This window comes from Halalkalibaculum roseum (assembly GCF_011059145.1).
In the GTDB taxonomy this organism is placed as follows: domain Bacteria; phylum Bacteroidota; class Rhodothermia; order Balneolales; family Balneolaceae; genus Halalkalibaculum; species Halalkalibaculum roseum.
In genome coordinates, this window is sequence record NZ_JAALLT010000004.1 from 81,467 (window position 1) to 104,723 (window position 23,257).

Below are 23,257 nucleotides of genomic sequence, written 5' to 3' on the forward strand. Positions count from 1 at the left end.
TATGCCCAAAGATATTTAATCTAAAATAATTGGGTATTCCATAAAATTAGTTGCCTTCTGTGCTATCCTTAAGAGCTTCATCAACCTGGCTTACTACAGTGTCGACGATGGCATTCGGAATGGGAATAGATAGATTGTAATGCGCTATCTTCCACTCACCCTCCACATCAATAAGTACACCACTTCCGCGTGAAGGTCCCAAATTCGGAGTATCCAATACTTCATCAAACCAGGATATGTTTCCATCGTCCGAGAAATAGATATGACGTTCTACAGGTTTAAAACTCCATGCCGAACCCCTGTCGAAATAAGGCTTGCTCCAAGGCCTGAATTCAGCCACGGTCCATCGCTCGGTTGCATCAGTACCCATAAAAATTGAGCTGTCGTTTTGAAAGTGACTGAAATATCTTTCAAAGTCGGCGTCCGCTGCTGCTTTGTGCCAGTTATCCAGCATGGCATTTACTTTTTGTCCGGATGGCGGATCATTTTGCACTTCCACCGTACAACCTGACTGGAATAAAAATAAAACTAAAACAAGCAAAACTGTTAGCTTCATAAAATTTGAAGAGGTGTACTGCTTCTTGTCTATATAGATGGTTGCACTGTTCACAGTGTAGTAAAATCTGAGCTGTGGAATTCCAACGTTTCAAACGTAATTTGTTTTAACTTTGAATGGTTGATAGTACTAAATGGTTTGGTAATCCCCAAGTTGCAAAGTAATGCCGTGATAACGAATTTTCGCTTCATCAGAATTGAATAAACCGAATCGCTCTACATGTCTGTAACCAATAGTGAAATAGCCGAGAAATTACGTGAAATTTACCAGCTTATGCAGCTGGCCGGGGAAAATCGCTTCCGTGCCATCGCATTTGATCGGGCTGCCCAGACGATAGAATCCCTGAATGAGGATATCAACACTTACATTGAGAATGATACTTTAACTGATATCAAAGGTATTGGCAACTCTATTGCCGAGGATATCAAATCCTACGCCGGAACCGGCAAAATTGAAGTGCTTTCCGCCCTGCGCAAACGCATCCCGGAAGGAGTCATCGAGTGGCTTAATATATCCGGACTTGGACCCAAAAACATTGCCAAAATTCATAAAGAACTTGGTATTTCTACCCTCCAGGAACTGAAAGAAGCCTGCAGTGACGGACGTGTTGCAAGTCTGGACGGGCTGGGAGAAAAATCAGCTCAAAAAATTCTGAAATCCATCGAATGGATGGAACAGTTTGATGAACGTTGCCGTCTTGACGAAGCCACAGAAATTGCACGCCCGCTCTTTGATTTTCTTCAAGGATTGGATGGGGTGGAACATATTGAGGTTGCAGGCTCATTGCGTCGTTCCAAGGAGACTATCGGGGATATTGATTTCTTAATCGGTGCAAATGAACAGCATATTAAAGCTATTTTTGATGCCTTTGTCTCTCACGATCTGGTAGTGGATATACTGGGTCGTGGTGACACCAAAAGCTCCATACGCACAAAAGAAGGGAGACAGGTAGACTTGCGAATCGTAAAGCCCGAACAGTTTCCTGCCGCGCTAATGTATTTTACCGGCAGCAAGGAGCATAATGTGGTGATGCGCCAGCGTGCCAGGGAAAGAGGACTTTCGCTCAACGAATATGGTCTTTTTAAACTCAATGAGGAAGGCAATACCAATTTTGAAGAACCCATCGACTACAGCGAAGAAAAAGATATCTACAACAGCCTGGATCTGCATTTTATAGCTCCTGAATTGCGGGAAGACCGCGGCGAGTTTGAGTTCTTTGAAAAGCATGAAGAAATGCCGCTTGTAACAGATGATGATATCAAGGGCGTCATTCATGCACACAGCACCTGGAGTGACGGCAAGTTTTCCATTAAGGAGATGGCCGAAGCCTCGATGGAACGAGGATATGAATATCTTGGACTTACAGACCACTCCCGGACGGCAGCATATGCCGGTGGGTTAACCGTTGACCAAATCAAAGAGCAGTGGGAAGAAGTTGACCGGCTGAACGAAGAATTTGCCGGTAATGGTATAAACTTCAAAATATTTAAAGGTATTGAATCAGACATTCTGAGTGACGGCAGCCTGGATTATGATGATGATATCCTGGAGCAGTTTGATTTCGTAATTGCCAGCGTACATAACGGTCTGGATATGTCACGAAATAAAATGATGGAGCGTTTTCGAAACGCCATTAAAAATCCACATACCCGCATTGTTGGACATCCCACCGGGCGCCTGCTCCTCAAGCGCGATGGCAGCGATCTGGATATGAATGAACTCATTGAACTGGCTGCCGAGCATAATACAGCTATTGAAATCAATGCCAACCCGTGGCGACTGGATTTGGACTGGAGGCATGGTAATAAAGCCGCAGAAGTCGGACTCATGTCATCTATCAATCCGGATGCTCATTCTATTGAAGGGATTGATCATATTTCCTACGGAGTGAAAATTGCCCGGAAAGGCAAATTTGAAAAAGAACGTATCCTTAATACCAAGAGTGCTGATGAAATAGCTGACTGGTTTAAAACAGGTTAAGTGAAGAGACAGGTCGAACTATTTTATAAGACAGGTTCAAACCCTCTAAGGCTCTTCTGGATCCCTTGGAGGGTTGCACTTTTAGTTTACCAACGAATGATGGCTTTTAGCTTTCAATTATCCATCCCACTGATAACAACATTTCCTGTCCCGTACTGGTTGCAGGGATAACTGAAGACTTTATCCCGTTTTTTCCGGTTATTAATAATCTTATAGAAGTCATCAAAATAGTCCAGCGTCCAATCTATATAATCTTCCTCCAAAAGTTCATTACCGGTATATAAGGCATACATCTCAGGCTTCAGTTTGCGAAACTCATCAAAAATCGGATCCAGCGGGCTCAGATCTTCCATACAATGTCCTCGATACACCCTCTCCCTAACCGATCGAAGCCTGAGCGCCTCTGCAGGTTTCGCATAGGGACTGGAAACAAGACCTACCAGGTCAAAATCGTAGGGTACGGCAACAAATACTTTTTCCTTTTCCAGGAACAGTACTTTCAGGTTATGCTGAAACTGAACTGACCAATCCGTATTTCCAATCAGGTAAGCAAACACGCTCAATCTCAGAAATGGCTGCTCATCGATGCTCTCCGGCCGCAAATTATTGCGATCGTAAAGTGTGGCTACTTTACGCTCAGCCAGCAAATTCTGGTCTTCAATCAGGAAGGCAAAGACAGGGTCGCTGAATTTATTTTTCTCGGAATCGTGATAGGAAAAGCGGACCTGTCGGACTTTGAAACTGTAATCCGTGATCAAATTGTAGAGTTTGTACGTGAGGTATTCCCGCACCACATACTTCTCGCCATCGCAGGGCACGACCAGTTTCAACTCTTTCTGACCGGCAAAAATTGAAGTGTCCGGGGCGGGATGATCTTTAAAATTAAATTTAAGCGGTGGTTTATCACAGTTCTCCTCCAACCGGCGAAAATTCCCTCGAACCCGCACTCGTAGATCAAGCGCCTTTTCCGGAGTGTTTTGCAGGTTATAGTGTAGTTTCATCAGATGATAGTCAGGATCCTCCCCTCTGTCGTCCATGAGTTCACCGACATCACCTTCGAGCCTGATTTCCAGGGGCTCGTCACTTGCAAAAAGATCAGGCTTTTCAGCTTGTCCGTTTTCCTGGGGCGCTGCCCAAACAGTGGCATAGATAACTGCTAAGAACAGAGTCAGGTAGCAGCCCTTAAGAGCCGAAGATCGTTTCATTCCGAATAAATACATGAGCTTATCGATAAACAGGTTGTATATAAGTTTAAATTATTTTTGGGGGTCTTCAAAGTGATCTTATTAGATATTGTGGATATTTAACTGATAGGGATTCAAAATCCACCCTCCAAGGGTCTGAATAGACCCTTGGAGGGTTTATAAGTAGTTTTATATCACTCTTGGAAAATTGTTGCGAGCTTTTCAAATGACAACTGCCGATGCAAATCATCAAAGCTTTCAATTCCGCCAAACCACGCAAGTCCTTCCTTGATACTAACTTTGGTCATTTTATTCTTCCTATAAGCAAGATAACTGCTATAGCACCATTCACCGGGTTCGCTAACAAATCCATGATAGACCGGATTGTTATGAATATAGACTATTAGCCTGGTAAAGTAGGCTTCTGAATCAATCAACTTTCGTTTGAAATTAGGTATAAAAAGACTGCCTTTTCGCTTGTATTGATAGTTGTAAGACTGGGTGTATCCGTTAAGCAGATTGCTAAATTGTTGACTAAGAAAATTACTTAACCCTTTTTGAAAAGCATCTCTCTTTTTACCTATTAAACATGAAAATATTTCTTCCTTCGGACGAAGACGGATCATGAAGTGAAAATGATTCGGCATTAGGCAGTAAGCGAAGGTCTCACCCACGGGATGAATATGTCTTGTAAACCGGTCCATAAAATTCCGGTAATTTATGTCTGACCGGAATAAATTTTCACTACCATTGGCATGAGTCCAGATGTGATAAATCTGATTAGGCTCAATTTCGATTTTTATACTCGCCATCTGTCATTTTTAATGGTTAGTCAATTCAATTCATTAACCCTCCAAGGGTTCAAAAGAACCCTTGGAGGGTTAATTCCTAGATCATCTCTTATAAGTAAGAGCTCCCACCCAAGCATCCCTTACAAAATTATTTTATACTTACTAGGGCTTACAAACGATAGGCTCAACCCACAGAGTAACAAGATATAATTTCAACCTATGCCTGTCGTTAAACCCTTGAAGAAGAAATCAAAAGAATCGCCGCGTTATGAAACATCTAAGCATACTCCTCGCTTTTCTGTTCTCTTTTGTTTTAATCCTACAAAACAGTACCGTCAATGCTCAAAACAGGGAAGGAAACACGCTAATCCTGGCAGGCTATAAGTCCGTGCCGAAAGTGCAAACCCCGGCAACCGGACAAGTAAACGTCTCACTGAATGGCGATAGCCTCAGCGTTGAGGGATCATTCTCTGATCTTTCCAGCTATTATTTCGGTTCTGCTATTTTCTACGGCGAAAAAGGAGAACAGGGCAATCAGATCATCGATTTAAGTCCTGATATTCATGAGAACCGGACCGGCGGTACCTTCGATAAATCCAAAAACACCTTCAAGCTTACAGAGGGACAGATGGACGCATTATCAAACGGTAACCTCTATATCAACATCATGTCATTTGATCATCAGCGTGGAGAATTGAGGGCACAGCTTCCTCCGATGTTGTAATCCAAATCTACTTTGATTCTTTCTATCTTGGTTTGCTACCCATATATTCTTCAATCGTCACCCCAAACTATTTTGACTAACACCCTCACCATGGATCATCAATACGTAGCGGATTTTGTAAACCTCCTCGATGCCGATAATAATTATATTTTTGACATGTCAGTGGAGGAAGCCGAGGAGGCACTTGTTTCGGGCGATCCCGATCGAGTCAGAGAAATTGACGGGCAGTTCGCACTGGTTAAAAAGGTGGACGAACAGGTTTTTATGGCCCGTTCTATCGGACGTCCGATGCGTTACTTTCTGGCCAAGCGTGAAGCAGGTCCAATGCTGATTGTGGCCGAACGAATGGATGAAATTTATGACCACCTTGAAAAGCTGGATCTCCATGAACAGTTTCACCCGTCATATACACGCATGGTTCCGGCACATCACGTAGTTCGGGTTGACGTCATTGGCTGTCCCGATCCCAATCCTACCTACACGCGATTCTTTGATCCAAAACAAAATGGATTGAATGACGATTTGGATGAAATCGGTCGTACCTACATTGGTGCACTCGCTGAAGAGTGTAGAAACTGGATTCAGAGTATCCCTGAGAAAGAGCCCATTGGAGTGCTTTTTTCCGGCGGTATTGACAGTGGATCGGTCTTTTTAGTTCTCTATCACCTGATGCTCGAGAAGGGAATGAGTCCACAGCGCCTGAAAGCATTTACGTTATCGGTGAACGACGGACCCGATGCCCGCCAGGCCCACGATTTTCTCGATCGCCTGGACCTTTCCTTATTTCTTGAAACCGTTGAGGTTTCAGAAAGCGATATCGACTATAAAGAAGCAATCAAGGTCATCGAAGATTACAAGGCACTGGATGTAGAAGCGGCAAGCATGACGCTGGCACTCTGCAAGCACCTCCGTGAGCGTTATCCGGATTGGAAATACCTGGCCGATGGGGATGGCGGAGATGAAAATTTAAAGGATTACCCCATTGAGGACAATCCAGAACTGACTATCCGAAGCGTGCTTAACAACCCAATGCTCTACCACGAGGGATGGGGAGTCGACAAAATTAAGCACTCACTGACCTACTCGGGGGGACAGAGCCGCGGTCACGTTCGCACCTATGCTCCTGCCCGGAAATACGGCTTTAAGGGCTTCAGTCCATACTCGTTGCCCAACGTTATTGAAGTTTCAGAAGCAATTCCGTTTATCAGGCTTACAGACTGGGACCATAACGAGCTGTATGCATTGAAAGGAGAGATAGTCAAGCGGGGCGTCAAAGCGGTTACCGGATTCGATATGCCCGTGTATCCCAAGCGTCGTTTTCAGCATGGTGCCGTGAGCGAAGACAAAAGCAGCAACCTTTTTGCTGACAACGAAATGGAATATCGCACCTATTTCGCCTCTCTTTATGCCTGATGACCATGATATACTGGAGCTGAGACCGGCGAAAAAGAATCTGGATCCATTCAAGCCTTATCACTACCTGCATGAAGAAGAAGTTGACGCAATCGGTACCATAAAAACGGTTAACACGCTCTTCCTCACCAACAAAGAGTGCCCTTTCAAATGCACCATGTGTGACCTGTGGAAGCACACCCTGGATAGCCCTACCCCACAAGGTGCCATCCCTCAGCAGATAAACTATGCTCTTGACCTGCTTCCGAAGGCATCTGTGGTCAAATTATATAACAACGGTAACTTTTTTGATACGGGAGCTATACCTCCAGCCGACTACCCCGCTATCGCAAAGCAGCTTCAGGGAATTGAACGTGTAGTCGTTGAGAATCATCCAAAACTCTGCAATGATCGATGCCTGGAATTTGCTGAGCTGTTAGATGGCAAGCTGGAAATTGCTCTTGGGCTGGAAACCATCCACCCGGAGGTGCTTCCCAAGTTGAACAAGCAGATTACTACCGATAATTTTCGTAAAGCGGTTTCCTTTCTCATCAGCAATGATATTGCCACCAGGGCTTTTATTTTGCTCAACCCGCCCTACCTTACCGATGATAAAGAAAATATTGAATGGACAGTCAGGTCGATTGCCTTTGCATTTGAAGCCGGTGTTCAAACCTGCTCAATCATTCCAACCCGGGCAGGGAACGGTATCATGGACAAGCTAAAAGAAAACGGCAAATTTGTACCACCTACCTTACCGGCTTTGGAATCAGCTTTTGAAGAATCTATGAAAATGGAAAAAGGGCGGGTCTTCGTTGACCTCTGGGATTTGGAGCACTTTTCAACCTGTGAAGTCTGTTTCACAAAACGTAAGGCCCGCCTTGAGAAAATGAACATGACCCAAAAAATCCAACCGCGGGTCAATTGTCCTGTATCCTGCAAACAAAATGGCATGATATAGTGATGAAAAATAAACAATCCTACGATGTCATCATTATAGGTTCGGGTTTCTCGGGTTCCCTTACCGCACTCTGCCTGCTTCAATCAGGTCTGAGTGTCTGCGTATTGGAGAAGGACCGGCACCCAAGATTTGCTGTCGGGGAGTCATCAACCCCTATCGCAGACATGATCCTTCGAAGTATTTCGGAAGAGTATGACCTGCCCTGGCTAAAACATTTCTCACGGTACGGTAGCTGGCAAAGGCACTACCCGGATATTACCTGCGGACTCAAGCGCGGTTTCAGTTACTATAAGCACAATCCTCATGAACAATTTTCGACCGATAAATTTCATGCCAATCAACTGCTGGTAGCCGCCAGTGTCAATGTCGAGCAGTCTGACACCAACTGGATGCGATCGGAATTCGATGCCTTCCTGGCTGAGAAACTTTTGGAGTATGACATACCTTATTTCGAAAATACCGAAGTCGTCTCGGTTGAACAGGACAACTCTGGCCAGTGGGTTATCGATGCCTTTGAAAATAACAATGACCTCTCAATCCGGGCTGATTTTATGGTTGACGCTACAGGTAGCCCGCGTTTTATAGGGAAGTTTCTTGGAATTGATTCATTAAACGATGGTTTCGAAACCAAGTCACGGGCAGTTTTTTCTCATTTTGAAGACGTCAAGCCATGGAAAAACTATCTTGAGGAGAATGGTATTTCTACGAATGACTATCCCTACAATCCTGACTATTCAGCCTTACACCACCTGCTTGAGGAGGGTTGGCTCTGGATGTTGCGCTTTAACAACGGGGTCACCAGTACCGGACTTCTTCTGGACTTGCAAAACGAAGATCAAAATAGCAGCGAAAGCCCCAATGAAACCTGGAACCGCATCATCAACCGCTACCCTTCGCTTGAGGACCTCTTTGAACACGCGGTGACAGCAACAGATCCGGGCAAAATGTTACAAACCGGACGATTGCAGCGACGCCTAAAGAGAATGACAGGTAAAAACTGGGCAGCCTTGCCGCATACTGCCGGATTCGTTGACCCCATGCACAGCACCGGTATTGCCCATACCCTAAGCGGCTTAGAAAAACTGGTCCAAATAATCGTTGAATCCGGACCCAATAAAGAAAGTCTTCGAGATGACCTTTCAGCGTATGAGCAGCAACTTATACAGGAATTAAAACTGGTGGATCTGCTCGTTGGCGGCAGCTACAGGTCTATGGATCATTTTGAGTTATTTAATGTGTATACCATGCTCTATTTCATTGCGGCCATCAGTTATGAGCAGAGTCGATTACGAGGTGAGATTCCGTCTCATTTTTTAAGCGCCGGCAGGGAAGATATATTTTTTTTCGTAGCTCAAAGTTATAATGAGCTAAAGCATATTACGAAGGATAAAATATCGGTAAACCAAGTAAAAGACTTCAGGGACCGAGTTAAGAATAGAATAGAACCCTACAACATCGCCGGCTTATTAGATCCTGACGCCAATAACATGTATCGCCATACAGCTGTTGAGTTCTAAATTCAGAAAGCTGTTACTCAGGCGTTGGCCTTAACTTTGGTACCCATAGGAATTTTCTCAATCACTTCCAATGCAGGACTCGGATCTCCCATGATATAGAAGTGAAGTCCGGGGACACCCTTTTCAAGCAATTCGGTGCACTGTTTAGCGCTCCATTCAATTCCTATTTCACGGGCATTTCCTGGATTCTTTTGCACCGCTTCAGACAGTTCTTCGGGGAGATTGAGATGGAAATACTTGGGTAAAAAGTTGAGGTGTCGCTCAACGGTCAATACTTTCAGGCCCGGTACAATGGGACATTCAATTCCTGCAGCACGGCATTTGTCTACAAACCGGAAATAGGCGTCATTGTCGAAGAACATCTGGGTAACCACATAATCTCCGCCAGCGTCGACTTTTCTCTTCAGCATCTGAATATCAAAGTCAAGATTCGGCGCCTCAAAATGCTTTTCAGGGTAACCGGCCACACCGACACAAAAATCAGTTCTTTGAGCATTGCTGATATCCTCCAAGTAACGACCTTTGTTCATGTCCTGAACCTGTCGCACCAGGTCGATGGCGTGATCATTATAGGTTCCGTTCTTGAAGCGGGGTACGTTGTCATCAGGTGCATCTCCCCGGATCGTCAATACATTATCAATACCCAGGTAGTTCAATTCAATCAGTGCATCTTCCGTCTCCTCTTTGGTAAATCCTTCACATATCAGATGAGGAACCGGATCCACGCCGTACTTATGCAGTATAGCAGCGCAAAGACCGATAGTCCCGGGTCGTTTACGTTTTATATGACGTTTGATGGTACCGTCAGCCAGCTCCTCATAGTAGGATTCTGCCGCATGATAGGTAACATCAATGAATGGCGGATTGTATTTCATCACCTTGTCCAGTGAATCAAATACTCCTTTAATGGAACCTCCTCTCTTTGGAGGAATGATCTCAAACGAAATCAAGGGCTCGTCGGCCCTATTATAATGCTCTATTACTTTCATTTTTTTGAAATAGCGTACTTAATCTTAATCTGTTTAAAATAACAGTATATTTGCTAAGAAATAAATATTAATAATGACGAAACAAATATCGTTCGGCACTTAAGCTAGCAGTTGTTCAGGCTGAGTGAATCTTGGTTTTTTTACCAATGGCTGAACTCATCCTATTCTCACTCTCAGCCATTGGTAGAGTAAAGTAAAATACGGTACCCTCTCCTTCACTGCTTTTAAAATCGATGCTTCCACCCTGTCTTTCAATGAACTCCCGGCACAGGCTTAGTCCCAAACCGCTTCCTTTTTCCTCGTTGGTTCCTTTACGGCTATCAATACCATCGGCAAAAATCTTCGATTGAATTTCTACCGGTATACCAATGCCGGTATCCCGAACTTCGAACAGGGCTTTTCCATCTTTCCTGAAAGCATTGACTGTAATTTTATCCCCGTTCCTTGAGAATTTAATACTGTTTGAAACCAGGTTTCTAATCACCAATTTGAATAGATCGTAGTCACCCTTGACTATAAAACCTTCTTCAATTTCATTTTCAAGTTGAATATTTTTGTGATCCGCATTGAAAATCAGGGCACCGAAAATATCATCTACGATTTTTCTCGCATTCAATGGTTGTATGTCAACCTTTAGTCCTGACATTTGCTGCTTTGCCCAAACCAACAGATTTTCCATGATGCTCATGTTCTGATGCAGGGAAAATTCCATCTCTCTGAACAGTTCCCTCATCTCCTCCTCAGTCAGGGCCTCTTCTCTGACCAGCTCCAGCATACCGGTAAGTGCACTAAGCGGGGTGCGAAGATCATGGGCAACGATACTGAAAAGCTTATTTTTAATCGAATTAGCTTCTTCAAGTTCATTCTTTTGTTCCTTAAGCTTTTCGTTAATACTGTTCTTCTCCTGATTCGATCTGAACAGTAACAAACCGGAAATGAATGAAATAATGATGACCAAACCGCCCAGTATTAAGAACCATTTCTGCAATTGCAATTGGGCTTCCTGGCTGGCTTTCTCCGCCTGAAGTGTTTTGTTCATCTGGTCCTTTCGCTGCACCTGTAAACGCGTCTGATAATCGGCCAGCATCTGCTCCTTTTCCCTCGTGGTCAAACTGTCTGAAATGGCAGTTGCTTGCTCCAAATGGTTAAGAGCAAGAGCATATTCACCCAGTTCTTTCCGTAATTCATAGAGTTTATCATGCGCTGCTTTCAAAAACGTAGGATTATTTAACTGTTGCGCTACTTCCAGTGCATCGTTGTAATACACTACCGCTTCTGAAAAATCACCGCGGCCTATTTCAATATTTCCCAAACCGGTTGAATTGAAATAAATTCCCTGTGGTATGCCGAGTTTCCTGCTGTTGTCCAGTGATCTCCGGAAATAATCTTCGGCTTGTTCGTATCTCTCCATCCGGTTGTACAATTCGCCCAGGTTATATTGGATCTGAACAGGTGGCGTATCCGGACGAATAACACTCGACAATTCAAGAGCCCGGGTATAAAGTGTTTCCGCTTCATCGAACCTGGACTGACCGCTTCTGGTATTTCCAAGATTTAGGTATACTCTCAGGAGACCCGGTTTGAAACCGATATCATGGCTTATTTCCAAGGCTCGCTCCAGGTAATAGGAGGCATCACCATACTCTTTGCTGCTGTTATGAGATTCTCCGATATTGTTCAGCGAGGTTGCAAGAAAAAGGGAATCCTGCGCTTTTTCCCCAAATGCAATTGCTTTGTTGTAATTGCTGAAGGCCTGTCCTCTCGCACCCAGATTCATATACGCATCACCCATATTTTGGGCAATACCCGCAGCTGTTCGTGCATCAGCAACAGTATCTACCAGGGCCAGGGCTTCTTTGTAAATTTCAATAGCTTTCTGATTTTCTCCCCGGTAACGATGGGCGGTTGCAAGTAGATTTTTAATTTTTGTTTGTAAAGCAATACCGGGCTGTAACCTTATGGCTTCTTCAAGCACCGTTTGGGCGGAATCAAATTTTTGCTGAACCAGGTAAAAATCTCCTTTCCCGTATAAGGCAAACTGTCGCGCATAGTCGAAATCGAGTGAATCTCCGAGTAATACTGCCCTATCGAAATAAGATCTCGCTTCCGCCATTTCTCCCTTGGTAAGAGCATCCTGACCGTATTCAATCATTAAGCTCACTTTCTGGCTGTCAACATCAGCTTCAAGTGCACCTTTCCCACGCTGAAAATTTTCCGCTGCAGACTCTTGTGCAGTCAAAGTGCCACAAATCACCGCCAGCAAGGTTAGTGTAGATATTATAATGGGGAACGGCTTCACGCTGTTATGATCGTAAAAACATTTCGTAGATGATATTATATATGATTAAGATATATCCAATAAGTGACTTGTAAAAATGAGAATCTTATAAAGCTTTATATAGATTTATAATAATTACAACATCTAAGAGATCTCTTTAAACTATTTATGTTAAATAGGAATTATTTGTAACTTTCGCCTCCTTAAATTTAGCGTTAGGCTATTACTTCATGAAGATTTTTCCTGGGTAACAGGTAATCACCCCGATAGCCGGCCTGAATTTTTGTGCAATCTAAAGTACCTCACATTTCGATTACCAAAATACTTATATGAGCAACAGAGAAATATCCACTCTTCTTAACGAACGTATTCTAATTCTGGACGGTGCAATGGGCACCATGATTCAGTCTTATAAGCTTACCGAAGAAGATTATCGCGGAGATCGTTTCAAGAATTATGAAACGGACCTGCAGGGCAACAATGACCTACTCAGCATTACCCAGCCTGAAATCATTAAAAAGATCCACTCCCAGTTCCTTGAAGCAGGGTCCGATATCATTGAGACCAACACTTTTAACGGTACGTCGATCTCCCAGGCTGACTATCAGATGCAAGATTTGGCATACGAGCTGAACAAAAAATCGGCCGAGAATGCCCGGGAAGTAGCTGACAAATTCACTCAAAAAAATCCGGACAAACCCCGTTTTGTGGCCGGTGCCATTGGTCCGACTAATAAAACCCTCTCCCTTTCACCGGATGTCGAAGATCCCGGCTACCGGGCTATTACTTTCGATCAGCTGGCCAAAGCCTACGACGAGCAGATAAGAGGTCTTGTGGATGGCGGTGCTGATATGCTGCTCATTGAAACCATTTTTGATACCCTGAATGCCAAAGCAGCGATCTATGCTATTCACAAATATGCCGAGGAGACGGGTACAAATCTCCCGGTGATGATCTCCGGTACTATTGTCGACCAAAGCGGTAGAACACTTTCCGGACAGACAACCGAAGCATTCTGGATTTCAGTATCTCATACCCAAAATCTGCTGAGCGTAGGGCTCAACTGCTCCCTTGGTTCAAATCAAATGAGACCCTACATTGAAGAGTTATCCAACCACGCTACCTGTTACACCAGCCTGTATCCCAATGCAGGTCTGCCTGACGAAATGGGCGAATACAACGAAAGCCCGGGCTTTATGGCCGACCAGCTTAGAGAATATGCTGAAGAAGGATTTGTGAACCTGGTTGGCGGTTGCTGCGGAACCACTCCCGAGCATATTCAGGCCATCGCTGAAGCGGCCACTGAATGCAAGCCCCGTACCATTGAAAGTCAAAAGCCCTATCTGCGTCTCAGCGGACTGGAACCGCTGGTCGTTCGTCCGGATACTAATTTTGTTAATGTGGGAGAACGAACCAACGTGATGGGGTCGCGCAAATTTCGACGGTTGATCACTGATGGAGAATTTGAAGAAGCCCTATCGGTAGCCCGCGAACAGGTAGAGAATGGGGCCCAGATTGTTGATGTGAATATGGATGAAGGCATGCTTGATTCGGAGCAGGTCATGACCGACTTCCTGCAGCTGATGGCCGCAGAGCCTGATATTTCCCGAGTTCCTGTGATGATCGACTCCTCCAAGTGGTCGGTTCTCAAAGCCGGACTCAAAACCATGCAGGGTAAATGCGTAGTCAACTCCATCAGCCTAAAAGAAGGCGAGGATGTCTTCAAGGAACAAGCCCGCGAGATACTCAATTACGGTGCCGCGGTTATTGTCATGGCATTTGATGAAGAGGGACAGGCTGATTCCTTTCAACGAAGAATTGAGATATGTGAACGAGCCTATAATATTCTGAAAGATGAAATCGGATTCCCTCCGCAGGATATTATCCTTGACCCCAACATCCTCACCGTTGCGACGGGTATTGAAGAACATAACAACTACGCCGTTGATTTTATCCGGGCAACCAAGTGGATCAAAGAGAATTTACATTTGGCCAAAGTCAGTGGCGGAGTCAGCAATATCTCCTTCTCATTCAGGGGCAACAACAAAGTGAGGGAAGCCATGCACTCGGCCTTTCTGTATCATGCCATCGAGGCCGGTATGGATATGGGAATTGTCAATGCAGGGCAGCTGGAAGTCTACGAAGAGATCCCTGATGAGCTGCTGGAGCTGGTGGAGGACGTACTTCACAATCGTCGGAGTGATGCTACCGAACGCCTGGTGGATTATGCCGAAAAGATCAAGGATGAGGATACTGAAACAGAGAAAAAGCAGGAAGCCTGGCGAGAGAAAGAGGTAGAAGAGCGTATCAAACACGCACTTGTTAAAGGTATTGTAGAGCACATCGTAGATGATGTAGAAGAAGCCCGACAAAAGTATGACCGACCTATCGAAGTGATCGAAGGTCCCATGATGGCTGGCATGGATGTAGTGGGAGATCTCTTCGGATCGGGAAAAATGTTCCTTCCTCAGGTCGTTAAAAGTGCCCGGGTTATGAAAAAAGGTGTATCCCATCTGGTACCCTATATTGAAGAAGAGAAAGAAAAAAATGAAGAGAGTGAACCCAAAGCCAAAGTACTTCTAGCTACTGTAAAGGGAGACGTGCATGATATTGGCAAGAATATCGTCGCCGTCGTATTGCGATGCAATAATTTTGACGTTATCGACCTTGGTGTGATGGTACCTGCTGACAAGATTTTAGAGGAGGCAAAAAATAACAATGTTGATATTATCGGACTGAGCGGGTTAATCACTCCCTCTCTGGATGAAATGGTTCACGTCGCGAAAGAACTAAAGAGACAGAAGTTTACTAAACCACTGCTCATAGGCGGGGCCACCACCTCCCGCATGCATACAGCGGTAAAAATTGAACCAAATTACGACCAGCCGGTCATCCATGTACTGGATGCTTCCCGAAGCGTTTCGGTAACCGGCAACCTGGTCTCCAAAACTCTCAAGGACGACTTTGTAAAAGAGAAAAAAGAAGAGTACAGCCGTCTGCGCGATCAGCACAGCAACCGATCGGGACGTAAGAAATATCTATCCATTGAAGAAGCCCGGAAGAATAAAACTTCGATCGATTGGGATAAGACCTCCATCCTGAAGCCGAAAGAACTCGGGCGACAGGTGTTTGAAGATTATCCCCTATCCGAAATCAGAAACTATATTGATTGGGGACCCTTTTTCATTGCCTGGGAAATGAAGGGGAAATTTCCTGATGTGCTTGAAGATGAAAAGTACGGGGAGGAGGCCAGAAAACTATACGAAGATGCCAATCAACTTCTTGATAAAATCGTGAAGAAAAAGCTGCTTCAGGCCCGCGCCGTTATGGGTCTATTCCCGGCCAATTCGATAGGGGATGATATTGAGATTTATACTGATGAGAAACGGGAGGAAGTTCGAACTACTTTCCATACAATCAGGCAACAGGCCAAAAAACGAAAAGGGGAACCCAATAAAGCACTGGCTGATTTTGTGGCGCCCAAAGAATCGGGAGTAGAAGATTACATGGGTGGTTTCGCTGCCACAGCCGGTATCGGTGCCCCCGAGTTGGTGAAGAAGTTTGAAGAAGACCACGATGACTACAACGCTATACTAGCCAAAGCCTTAGCCGACCGGCTGGCTGAGGCCTTTACGGAGTTGCTTCACGAAAAAGTACGCAAACAATACTGGGGCTATGCACCGGATGAAAATTATTCCAATAAACAGTTGATACGCGAGGAATATACCGGTATACGTCCCGCACCCGGCTATCCCGCACAGCCCGATCACACCGAAAAACGTATTCTTTTTGACCTGCTGGATGTTGAGTCATCCACCGGCATAGAGTTGACCGAACACTTTGCCATGCATCCGGCCGCATCGGTCAGCGGACTCTATTTTGCCCATCCCGAATCGACCTATTTTAATGTCGGTAATCTCGAAAAAGATCAGATCGAAGACTACGCCCAACGAAAAGGCATGACCGTAGAAGAAGTCGAACGCTGGCTGGCTCCTAATTTGAATTATGAGCCATAACAAAGTTTAGTAAAGCTGTTTGAAATTTTATTGAAAAACCTATCTTGAGAGAATACCAGAGATTGATTAATCTCTATCGTTAGGAAGCTTTACTAAACATATACTTGCCACATGACAAGTTTTACTAACTTGGCATGTGTTTTCCTGTTGACGAAAGTATGAGAGACTATTCATCAAAATTTTTTCCGGGTCAATTCTATCACATTTATAATCGTGCTAATGGAACCGACAAACTATTTTCAGAACACAGGAACTATAAATTCTTTTTCCAGCGATGGGATTATTATTTAAGTGACTATCTGAGTATATGGGCTTACTGCTTAATACCTAATCACTTCCATGTACTTGTAAAAATTAAAAATGAGCATAAGATTGGTACATTGAATCTTTCTGATCAGATTGAAATCACTGATGTGATCAGTAATCAATTCAGAAACTTTTTTATCTCATACACTAAATCTTATAACAAAGCTTATAAACGCAAAGGAAGCCTTTTTCAAAAACCATTCAAGCACGTACTAGTAGATTCTCAACCTTACCTTCTTGCATTGATACACTACATCCATCATAATCCTATACATCACGGCTTTACTAATGATTTTTTAGGATGGAAATATTCATCTTATTCTGCCCTATCAAGTCTTAATGCGACCAAAATATCCAGAGATGAAGTACTAAATATATTCGGTGGCAGGAAGAGTTTTTCTGATTTTCACAAGTTACAGAAAGACTATAAAAAAATTAATCATCTGTTATACGAGCTATAGCCCCCTGTTAGCTTTACTAAACTTTGGAAGTTTAGTAAAGCTGAATAAGGGCAATCAATCTTATAACGTAATCCTCTGAATATCCCCTTTCTTAACGGCACCCATTACCTCTTCCATGTTGCTCATGTCTACGCCGTTTTCCTGAACATATTCAGCAGGAAGAACAACAACACGGAAAATTTGATCCAGGGTGTAACCGTCACCAACCGTACTTAGATCAGTGTCTCCGGTTAAAAAGAGTTTCACATCAGCAACGGTATGATCAAAAGCATACTGCAACTGGCCATCATTAAAGAATACGGATACCGGGAGTTGCTGCCAGACATCATTGCCGGTACTCTCATCCACCTCCCATAACAGGTAGACGGCGACAATATCACTGCTATAAATCTCAACTGAGGGCGGAATCTCAAATATCTGCGTATAGCCGTTATTCTCCGTAAAGTCAGCTTCCACCTCAAAAGCCTGACCTATGGGTCCAGGAGGGCCCTCAGGTCCCTGGGGACCAATGGTTCCCGAACTTTCAATACATGAAGTGAAGATAAAAACCGATAATAGTATGCCTAAATATCTCATCATAGTACCCTTTTTGTGAATATTTACACTCGCAGAACGAGCTACTGAAATCTAATATTTGGCAGATTTCATAAATTCACATGAACATGCGGTATAGAGAGATAATAGTTTCTAGTGAATAGGAGTTGAATAAACGCCTTTAAAAGCTTTAAACCCGCATTTTATAGATTATAAGATAGTATGATGATCTCAATCATCATTACGCATCTTAGTACTATCGGTGCTGTTCATCACAGCAGTGATTATTTGCTGTCGCAGGGTTTTGAGGTTGAAATAGGTACCGTTTTTCTGCAGTCCTGAATTCTGTCGGTTGGTAAGAAAGATGATGGAAAGATTTTCCTCTGGGATCACGACAACGTTGGTACCGGTGAAGCCCGTATGTCCAAAAGTGCCTTCCGGTGTACCCTCCGCAGCTATAAATCCTTTATCCATAGCCCAACCCAATCCGTTTCCAAATCGATCTTTCGTTAAAAAAGTATCTATCACAGCTTTTGAAATAACTTGCTCACCCCGGTGTCGGCCCTCATGTAGCAATAAGTTGATCATTACCTGCAGCTCTTCAGCGGTAGAGAACAGTCCGGCGTGTCCGGCTACGCCGCCATTCGCATACCATGAATTGCCATCATTCACTTCACCCTTCAGTGTGTATTCCCGCCAGCCATCCCATGACTCAGGATCAACATCCACCCGGTATCCGAAATCGTCATCATAGACCATGCGCTTCTCAAAAGGATTACCGTGAGACGTTGCAGCAATCTTACTGAAGCCCTTATCAAGTGGGTTGAATACGGTTTTGGAAAGGTTCAACATTCCGTAAAACTCCTGCTGCAAAAACTCATCCAAAGTCTGACCCGAAACGCGCTCTATTACATCTCCCAATATCATAAATCCCAAGTCGCTGTAGTGGCGGCCCTTACCCACTTTCCATTCCAACGGCATCCCGGATATGGCCTCTAAACGTTCTTCCTTATTGGAAGCCAGGTAATAAAGCGGAAACCATTGTGGTAGTCCGGAGGAGTGTGTAAGCAAGTGACGAATGGTAATTTCCTGCCTGCTCTCCCTTTTGAAGCCTTCCAGATAGTCCGAAACAGGATCATTTAATGATAGTTGTCCCCTGTCATTGAGTACCATAATTCCAAAGGTAGTAGCAAAAACTTTGGTCAGCGAGGCAAGGTCAAACAGATGCTCTACCTGCATGGGTTCCGGATTTTTCAGCTCTTCCATCCCATAGCGGTACTTCTGGGCAAAACCGTAAGCTTTGAAATGCAATACAGAATCTCCCTGCTGCAACCGAATAACCGCGCCGGGTATATGTTCCTTGTCGACTGCATCTTGTATCAGCGAATCTATAGAGGCAATATTACCAACTTTAGTGGGACTCTCCTGTTCCTGAGAACAGCCGGCAAAAACAGCGATGACCAGTATAAAAGAAAAAAATGAACGCTTATTCATTCAAATAAATGTAGTTCGAATTTGCCTCCAAAAGCTTTACTAAACTTCCAAAGTTTAGAAAAGCTGTGTGATTACTTAACTGCTCTTATTCGTATTATTTTCCTCATCCGCCATATTCTCATAGACACTGTCGTTTGGCTCCCACAGCTCAATTTTTTGACCGTCGGGATCCATAATCCACCCGAACTTGCCATAATCATAGACCTCCATTTCGCCGACGACTTCTACTCCTTCCTCTTCCAGAACTTTCAACAGGGCTTCCAGATCATCCACCCTGTAATTATACATAAAGTCTTTCTTGCTCGGTGCGAAATAGTCTGTATCCTTATCAAAAGGTCCCCACGCCGTGAAGCCTTTTTTCTTTTCATCTTCGGCATGCCGCCACTCAAATGTGCCGCCATATTGACCGCTCTGGATACCCAGGTGTTTCCGGTACCACTCTTTTGACTTTTCCGGATTTTCACTTTTAAAAAACACTCCCCCTATTCCTGTTACTCGTTTCATAATGATCTCCTCCTCTTAAATGTTAGAATTTATATTCAATGCTTATGATCCCTCTCCGGTTCTTTCTTTAATAGCCGTTACTGCTTCGATACATCCCAGTATTTCGGCTTGTTCCAAGGGTGTGGCTTTGTCATCAATACGTGTTCGAATCGTGGGATCGGCCCCTTGATCCAATAAATAGTTGATGAGCCTGACATCATTGCCGGCTGCAGCCCAGTGTAGCGGGGTCCAGTCATTTAATCCGCGCTGGTTGATATCGGCGCCGTACTGCAACAACAAGCCAATCATATCCTCTCGCTCATCTCTTTCCGAGGAGAGAGCAGCAATGATTGAAGGAAATCCATCATTACCTTCATAATTTGGATTTGCCCCGGCTACCAGTAATTTCTTTATAAAACTCAAGGAACTGTGATACAGGGCATATTCCAGTAAATGGCCGACCCCGGTCTCCCGGCAATTGGGAAAATCCGGCCTGTTCCCAAGTAGTGCTCTGAGAAACTCAAAATCATTATTTTTAAAAGCACGGTCCAGTTTTATACCTAATTCATTGACCAAAATGATCTCCTACTTAGATATTATTTGGTAAAAGTACGAATCAAATATGAGATATAACCTGCAACTACTACAATCATACTCCCTACCACTGTATATAAAGGCCAGGCAATGGCAAGTCCCTCTCCAGGCAACAGGTTTTGAACCGGACCTTTTACCATGAAGAGCAGCGAGATCAAACCGGCGAAAAAGCCGATCATGGCATCTCTTTTATCAGGCTTATTAAACCAGCGACCCAGTACGAAAGCACCCAACAGGCCTCCATAGGTATAAGAAGCAATGCCCAGTCCCAATTCTACAACCGCGGGACGTTCGCCCTCCTGAAGCTGTAATACAGCAAAGAAAAACGCTGACCCGGTCAGGATAAAAGCCCAAACCATGGTAATGATCCGTGATATTTTCAGATCCTTTTCCTGTGTATTCTCCTTGCCAAAATAGGGCTTGTACAAATCCAGCGTTGTTGCCGATGCCAGGGAGTTCAGTGAAGAACTGAGACTGCTCATGGCAGCGGCAAAAAGAGAGGCTACGATAAGTCCTGAGAAGCCTACGGGAAGCTGTTCAACTATGAACTTGGCAAAGATCTCATCGGTAGTGGCCAACCCTAACTCTGCCGGAGTCTGGGCATTGTAAAAACCGTATAACAGAAGTCCGATTCCAAGAAAAAGGGCAAACTGCAGGGCTACGACTACCCCGCTCCAGATCAGTGCCTTCTGACTGTTTTTAAGATTCCGGGTGGTCAACAGGCGCTGCACGATCAGCTGATCGGTACCATGAGAAGCCACCGAAAATATAGCCCCACCAATAAGAGCGGTAAAGAAGGTATAGGGCTGTGCAATGAATTCCGTAAATTCCATGTCAAAACCGAAATCAATAAGAAGAAGCTTTCCGGAATCACGCGCCATATCCATGGCTCCTGCAATTCCAGCCGGGAGATCCGCAATCATGATAGCGGCTGCAAAAAGCGCACCGCCTATATAAACTCCCATCTGCATTACATCCATCCAAACGACCGCTTTAATACCACCGATTAGAGTATATACCAAGGTTATCACCGAAATGGCCGTTATAGAGAGAAGGTAGATCTCAAGGTCACCCCATCCTGAAAAGGCACCGCCCAATCTCAAAATAATGGCCAGGGGTATGGCCGTGGCAAAAAGACGGACTCCATCGGCAAGCAGGCGGGTAACCATGAAAGTGCTGCTGGTTGCATTCCGCATAGAGGGGCCGAAACGCTGTTCCAGAAATTGGTAGGCCGTCGACAGGTTCCCTTCATAATATTTTGGCAGAAAAAACAGGCTCACTAAAATACGTCCTACAATATATCCAAAAGTAATCTGCAGAAAGGTGAGGTTCCCGCCATAGGCTACCGCCGGTATACTGATAAACGTAAGGGTACTGGTTTCCGTAGCCACCACCGAGAATAGTACGGCCCACCAGGGTATGTCGTGACCGCCAAGAAAATAGTCGGAAGTAGAAGTCTGCTTCCCCGCGATGCGTATCCCTAAAAAGGCAACACCCACCAGGTAAATTACGATAACGGTATAATCTATAACTGAAAATCCCACACCAACCGGATTAGATTTCGAATAAATTCAAATCATTATACTAGGTATTTGCAACAGAATACAGTATTTGTTTTTAGCCTCTCTATATGGCATATGTTTGATTCAAATAGGAGGTAATGAAATCCGATTTAGTGTCGAGGGATTTTCATCTTCATTTGCTATAATTGAGGTATATAAACCACGGGATTTAAAGACTTACATGAACCCCTCGATTTCAAAACTATCGGGTATTTCGGGAAAAAAGACGCGGCGAATTGTCGGACTAATGTCAGGCACATCACTGGATGGCTTGGACATCGCTCTTTGCGATGTTACCGGTTCCGGTACCGATACCTCGGTGGATCTTGTCCGGTTTGATACTATCTCTTATGACAGAAATACCCGGGAGGCTCTATCAGAGATAACCTCCGTAGAGCAGGCAGAATTGGAAAAGGTTTGCATCATGAATGCAAGACTGGGAGAGCTGCATGCCCAAATGATTTTGGATACACTGGATAAATGGAGTATAAAACCTTTAGATGTTGATTGTATTGCCAGCCACGGGCAGACAATATTTCACGCCCCAAAAAGCAAACACGGCGTAAATGATTTGCCGAATGCTACCTTGCAAATCGGGGATGGAGATCATATTGCATCCAAGACCGGAATACTTACGATAAGTGACTTCCGGCAAAAGCATACGGCGGTCGGAGGTGAGGGAGCTCCCATGGCGGGTTTGGTTGATGAAATACTGTTCCGACATGCTCATGAAAATCGCATCTTATTGAATATTGGCGGTATCGCAAACCTGACTCTGCTACCTGCCGGGAAAGGCAACCACCGGCCCGCAATGACCACAGATACCGGTCCGGGAAACACGCTCATTGACGCAGCTGTGCGAAAATATTTTGCCAGGAACTATGACAAGGATGGAGAAATTGCACAGTCCGGCAAAGTCGACCGAACCCTTCTGAATAAACTGAAGGAGCATCCCTTTTTTAAAAGATCCATACCCAAGACCACCGGACCTGAACTGTTTAACCTTGCCTGGGTTCTGGAAATATTATCCGCAAATCAGATAGCAATCCCTGAACCTGAGGATCTGATTGCTACGCTAACTCGGCTGACAGCTGAAACCATTGCGGAAGCCATCCACAATTTGGAGCATGACGATGATAATATTCAGGTTTATGTCAGCGGCGGCGGAGTTCACAATAAGCTGCTTATGAAGTGGCTTAAAGAGCATTTGCCCGGCTACTGGATTCAGAATTTCAAAAAATTAGGCCTGGATCCTGACGCTAAAGAGGCTGTGCTTTTTGCGGTGCTGGCTAATGAAACTCTTGCGGGAGAGGGATTCCGATTGGAGAATCATTCAAAACAACTTCAGAAAGTAAATTTTGGGAAGATCTCTTTTCCTAAATGAGCATAAGATGACAATCAGAATTATATTTACTATAAATCTCAGTTAAATACC

Annotated in this window: 17 protein-coding genes; 7 read left to right on the forward strand and 10 right to left on the reverse strand. The window is 44.4% G+C overall.

The window, feature by feature from the left end; genetic code table 11:
• Window positions 1-46: 46 nt before the first annotated feature.
• Window positions 47-610, reverse strand: coding sequence for a nuclear transport factor 2 family protein (locus G3570_RS12285; protein WP_346267287.1), 564 nt, complete (start codon window positions 608-610; stop codon window positions 47-49).
• Between the two features lie 165 nt (window positions 611-775).
• Here G3570_RS12285 and polX point away from each other — a divergent pair, with 165 nt between their 5' ends.
• On the forward strand, window positions 776-2,536 hold the full coding sequence (polX, locus tag G3570_RS12290; protein WP_165142798.1) for a DNA polymerase/3'-5' exonuclease PolX: 1,761 nt from the start codon (window positions 776-778) through the stop codon (window positions 2,534-2,536).
• 113 nt (window positions 2,537-2,649) lie between these two features.
• On the opposite strand, the gene G3570_RS12295 is transcribed toward polX, so the two are convergent.
• On the reverse strand, window positions 2,650-3,741 hold the full coding sequence (locus G3570_RS12295; protein ID WP_165142800.1) for a hypothetical protein: 1,092 nt from the start codon (window positions 3,739-3,741) through the stop codon (window positions 2,650-2,652).
• 173 nt (window positions 3,742-3,914) lie between these two features.
• Entirely contained in the window at window positions 3,915-4,532 is a 618-nt protein-coding gene (locus tag G3570_RS12300) for a hypothetical protein (RefSeq protein ID WP_165142802.1), read from the reverse strand.
• A 247-nt stretch (window positions 4,533-4,779) separates the two neighbouring features.
• Between G3570_RS12300 and G3570_RS12305 the strand changes: the two genes are divergently transcribed.
• The 4 genes from G3570_RS12305 (at window position 4,780) to G3570_RS12320 (ending at window position 9,105) form a co-directional block, all read left to right on the forward strand.
• Window positions 4,780-5,235, forward strand: a complete 456-nt coding sequence (locus tag G3570_RS12305; protein WP_165142804.1) for a CHRD domain-containing protein — start codon at window positions 4,780-4,782, stop codon at window positions 5,233-5,235.
• A 90-nt stretch (window positions 5,236-5,325) separates the two neighbouring features.
• A complete protein-coding gene (locus G3570_RS12310; RefSeq protein ID WP_165143701.1) occupies window positions 5,326-6,648 on the forward strand; it encodes an asparagine synthase-related protein in 1,323 nt (440 codons plus the stop codon).
• Window positions 6,596-7,588: an archaeosine biosynthesis radical SAM protein RaSEA gene (locus G3570_RS12315; protein WP_249067068.1), complete on the forward strand. Its 993-nt coding sequence runs from the start codon at window positions 6,596-6,598 to the stop codon at window positions 7,586-7,588. The genes G3570_RS12310 and G3570_RS12315 overlap by 53 nt, the downstream gene beginning before the upstream one ends.
• Before the next feature lie 2 nt (window positions 7,589-7,590).
• Window positions 7,591-9,105, forward strand: coding sequence for an NAD(P)/FAD-dependent oxidoreductase (locus G3570_RS12320; protein ID WP_165142806.1), 1,515 nt, complete (start codon window positions 7,591-7,593; stop codon window positions 9,103-9,105).
• A 17-nt stretch (window positions 9,106-9,122) separates the two neighbouring features.
• Here the strand turns inward: G3570_RS12320 and G3570_RS12325 are convergent, their stop codons facing one another.
• Both G3570_RS12325 and G3570_RS12330 read right to left on the reverse strand, forming a co-directional pair.
• Complete coding sequence (locus G3570_RS12325; protein ID WP_165142808.1) at window positions 9,123-10,094, reverse strand: methylenetetrahydrofolate reductase; 972 nt, start codon at window positions 10,092-10,094, stop codon at window positions 9,123-9,125.
• Between the two features lie 115 nt (window positions 10,095-10,209).
• Window positions 10,210-12,333, reverse strand: a complete 2,124-nt coding sequence (locus G3570_RS12330; RefSeq protein WP_165142810.1) for an ATP-binding protein — start codon at window positions 12,331-12,333, stop codon at window positions 10,210-10,212.
• Between the two features lie 368 nt (window positions 12,334-12,701).
• On the opposite strand from G3570_RS12330, the gene metH reads away from it, so the two are divergent.
• Window positions 12,702-16,388 carry a methionine synthase gene (gene metH / locus G3570_RS12335; protein ID WP_165142812.1) on the forward strand — a complete coding sequence of 1,229 codons (3,687 nt, stop codon included), beginning with the start codon at window positions 12,702-12,704 and terminating at the stop codon, window positions 16,386-16,388.
• A gap of 827 nt (window positions 16,389-17,215) precedes the next feature.
• Here the strand turns inward: metH and G3570_RS12345 are convergent.
• The 5 genes from G3570_RS12345 to G3570_RS12365 form a co-directional block, all read right to left on the reverse strand.
• A complete protein-coding gene (locus G3570_RS12345) occupies window positions 17,216-17,731 on the reverse strand; it encodes a hypothetical protein (RefSeq protein ID WP_249067070.1) in 516 nt (171 codons plus the stop codon).
• Between the two features lie 189 nt (window positions 17,732-17,920).
• On the reverse strand, window positions 17,921-19,183 hold the full coding sequence (locus tag G3570_RS12350) for a serine hydrolase domain-containing protein (RefSeq protein ID WP_165142818.1): 1,263 nt from the start codon (window positions 19,181-19,183) through the stop codon (window positions 17,921-17,923).
• 75 nt (window positions 19,184-19,258) lie between these two features.
• Window positions 19,259-19,687 carry a VOC family protein gene (locus G3570_RS12355; protein WP_249067071.1) on the reverse strand — a complete coding sequence of 143 codons (429 nt, stop codon included), beginning with the start codon at window positions 19,685-19,687 and terminating at the stop codon, window positions 19,259-19,261.
• A 42-nt stretch (window positions 19,688-19,729) separates the two neighbouring features.
• Window positions 19,730-20,242 (reverse strand): ankyrin repeat domain-containing protein, encoded by a 513-nt coding sequence (locus G3570_RS12360; protein WP_165142820.1) that lies wholly within the window; start codon window positions 20,240-20,242, stop codon window positions 19,730-19,732.
• Between the two features lie 20 nt (window positions 20,243-20,262).
• Window positions 20,263-21,804: a sodium:solute symporter family transporter gene (locus G3570_RS12365; RefSeq protein ID WP_165142822.1), complete on the reverse strand. Its 1,542-nt coding sequence runs from the start codon at window positions 21,802-21,804 to the stop codon at window positions 20,263-20,265.
• Between the two features lie 199 nt (window positions 21,805-22,003).
• On the opposite strand from G3570_RS12365, the gene G3570_RS12370 reads away from it, so the two are divergent.
• Window positions 22,004-23,206 (forward strand): anhydro-N-acetylmuramic acid kinase, encoded by a 1,203-nt coding sequence (locus G3570_RS12370; protein WP_165142824.1) that lies wholly within the window; start codon window positions 22,004-22,006, stop codon window positions 23,204-23,206.
• Window positions 23,207-23,257: the final 51 nt, after the last annotated feature.

What these genes read in the sequence shown, in the direction of transcription:
- polX (WP_165142798.1), top strand. Translation starts at nt 776, where the DNA reads ATGTCTGTAACCAATAGTGAAATAGCCGAGAAATTACGTGAAATTTAC.
- G3570_RS12295 (WP_165142800.1), bottom strand. Translation starts at nt 3,741, where the DNA reads ATGAAACGATCTTCGGCTCTTAAGGGCTGCTACCTGACTCTGTTCTTA.
- G3570_RS12300 (WP_165142802.1), bottom strand. Translation starts at nt 4,532, where the DNA reads ATGGCGAGTATAAAAATCGAAATTGAGCCTAATCAGATTTATCACATC.
- G3570_RS12305 (WP_165142804.1), top strand. Translation starts at nt 4,780, where the DNA reads ATGAAACATCTAAGCATACTCCTCGCTTTTCTGTTCTCTTTTGTTTTA.
- G3570_RS12310 (WP_165143701.1), top strand. Translation starts at nt 5,326, where the DNA reads ATGGATCATCAATACGTAGCGGATTTTGTAAACCTCCTCGATGCCGAT.
- G3570_RS12320 (WP_165142806.1), top strand. Translation starts at nt 7,591, where the DNA reads ATGAAAAATAAACAATCCTACGATGTCATCATTATAGGTTCGGGTTTC.
- G3570_RS12325 (WP_165142808.1), bottom strand. Translation starts at nt 10,094, where the DNA reads ATGAAAGTAATAGAGCATTATAATAGGGCCGACGAGCCCTTGATTTCG.
- metH (WP_165142812.1), top strand. Translation starts at nt 12,702, where the DNA reads ATGAGCAACAGAGAAATATCCACTCTTCTTAACGAACGTATTCTAATT.
- G3570_RS12345 (WP_249067070.1), bottom strand. Translation starts at nt 17,731, where the DNA reads ATGAGATATTTAGGCATACTATTATCGGTTTTTATCTTCACTTCATGT.
- G3570_RS12350 (WP_165142818.1), bottom strand. Translation starts at nt 19,183, where the DNA reads ATGAATAAGCGTTCATTTTTTTCTTTTATACTGGTCATCGCTGTTTTT.
- G3570_RS12355 (WP_249067071.1), bottom strand. Translation starts at nt 19,687, where the DNA reads ATGAAACGAGTAACAGGAATAGGGGGAGTGTTTTTTAAAAGTGAAAAT.
- G3570_RS12370 (WP_165142824.1), top strand. Translation starts at nt 22,004, where the DNA reads ATGAACCCCTCGATTTCAAAACTATCGGGTATTTCGGGAAAAAAGACG.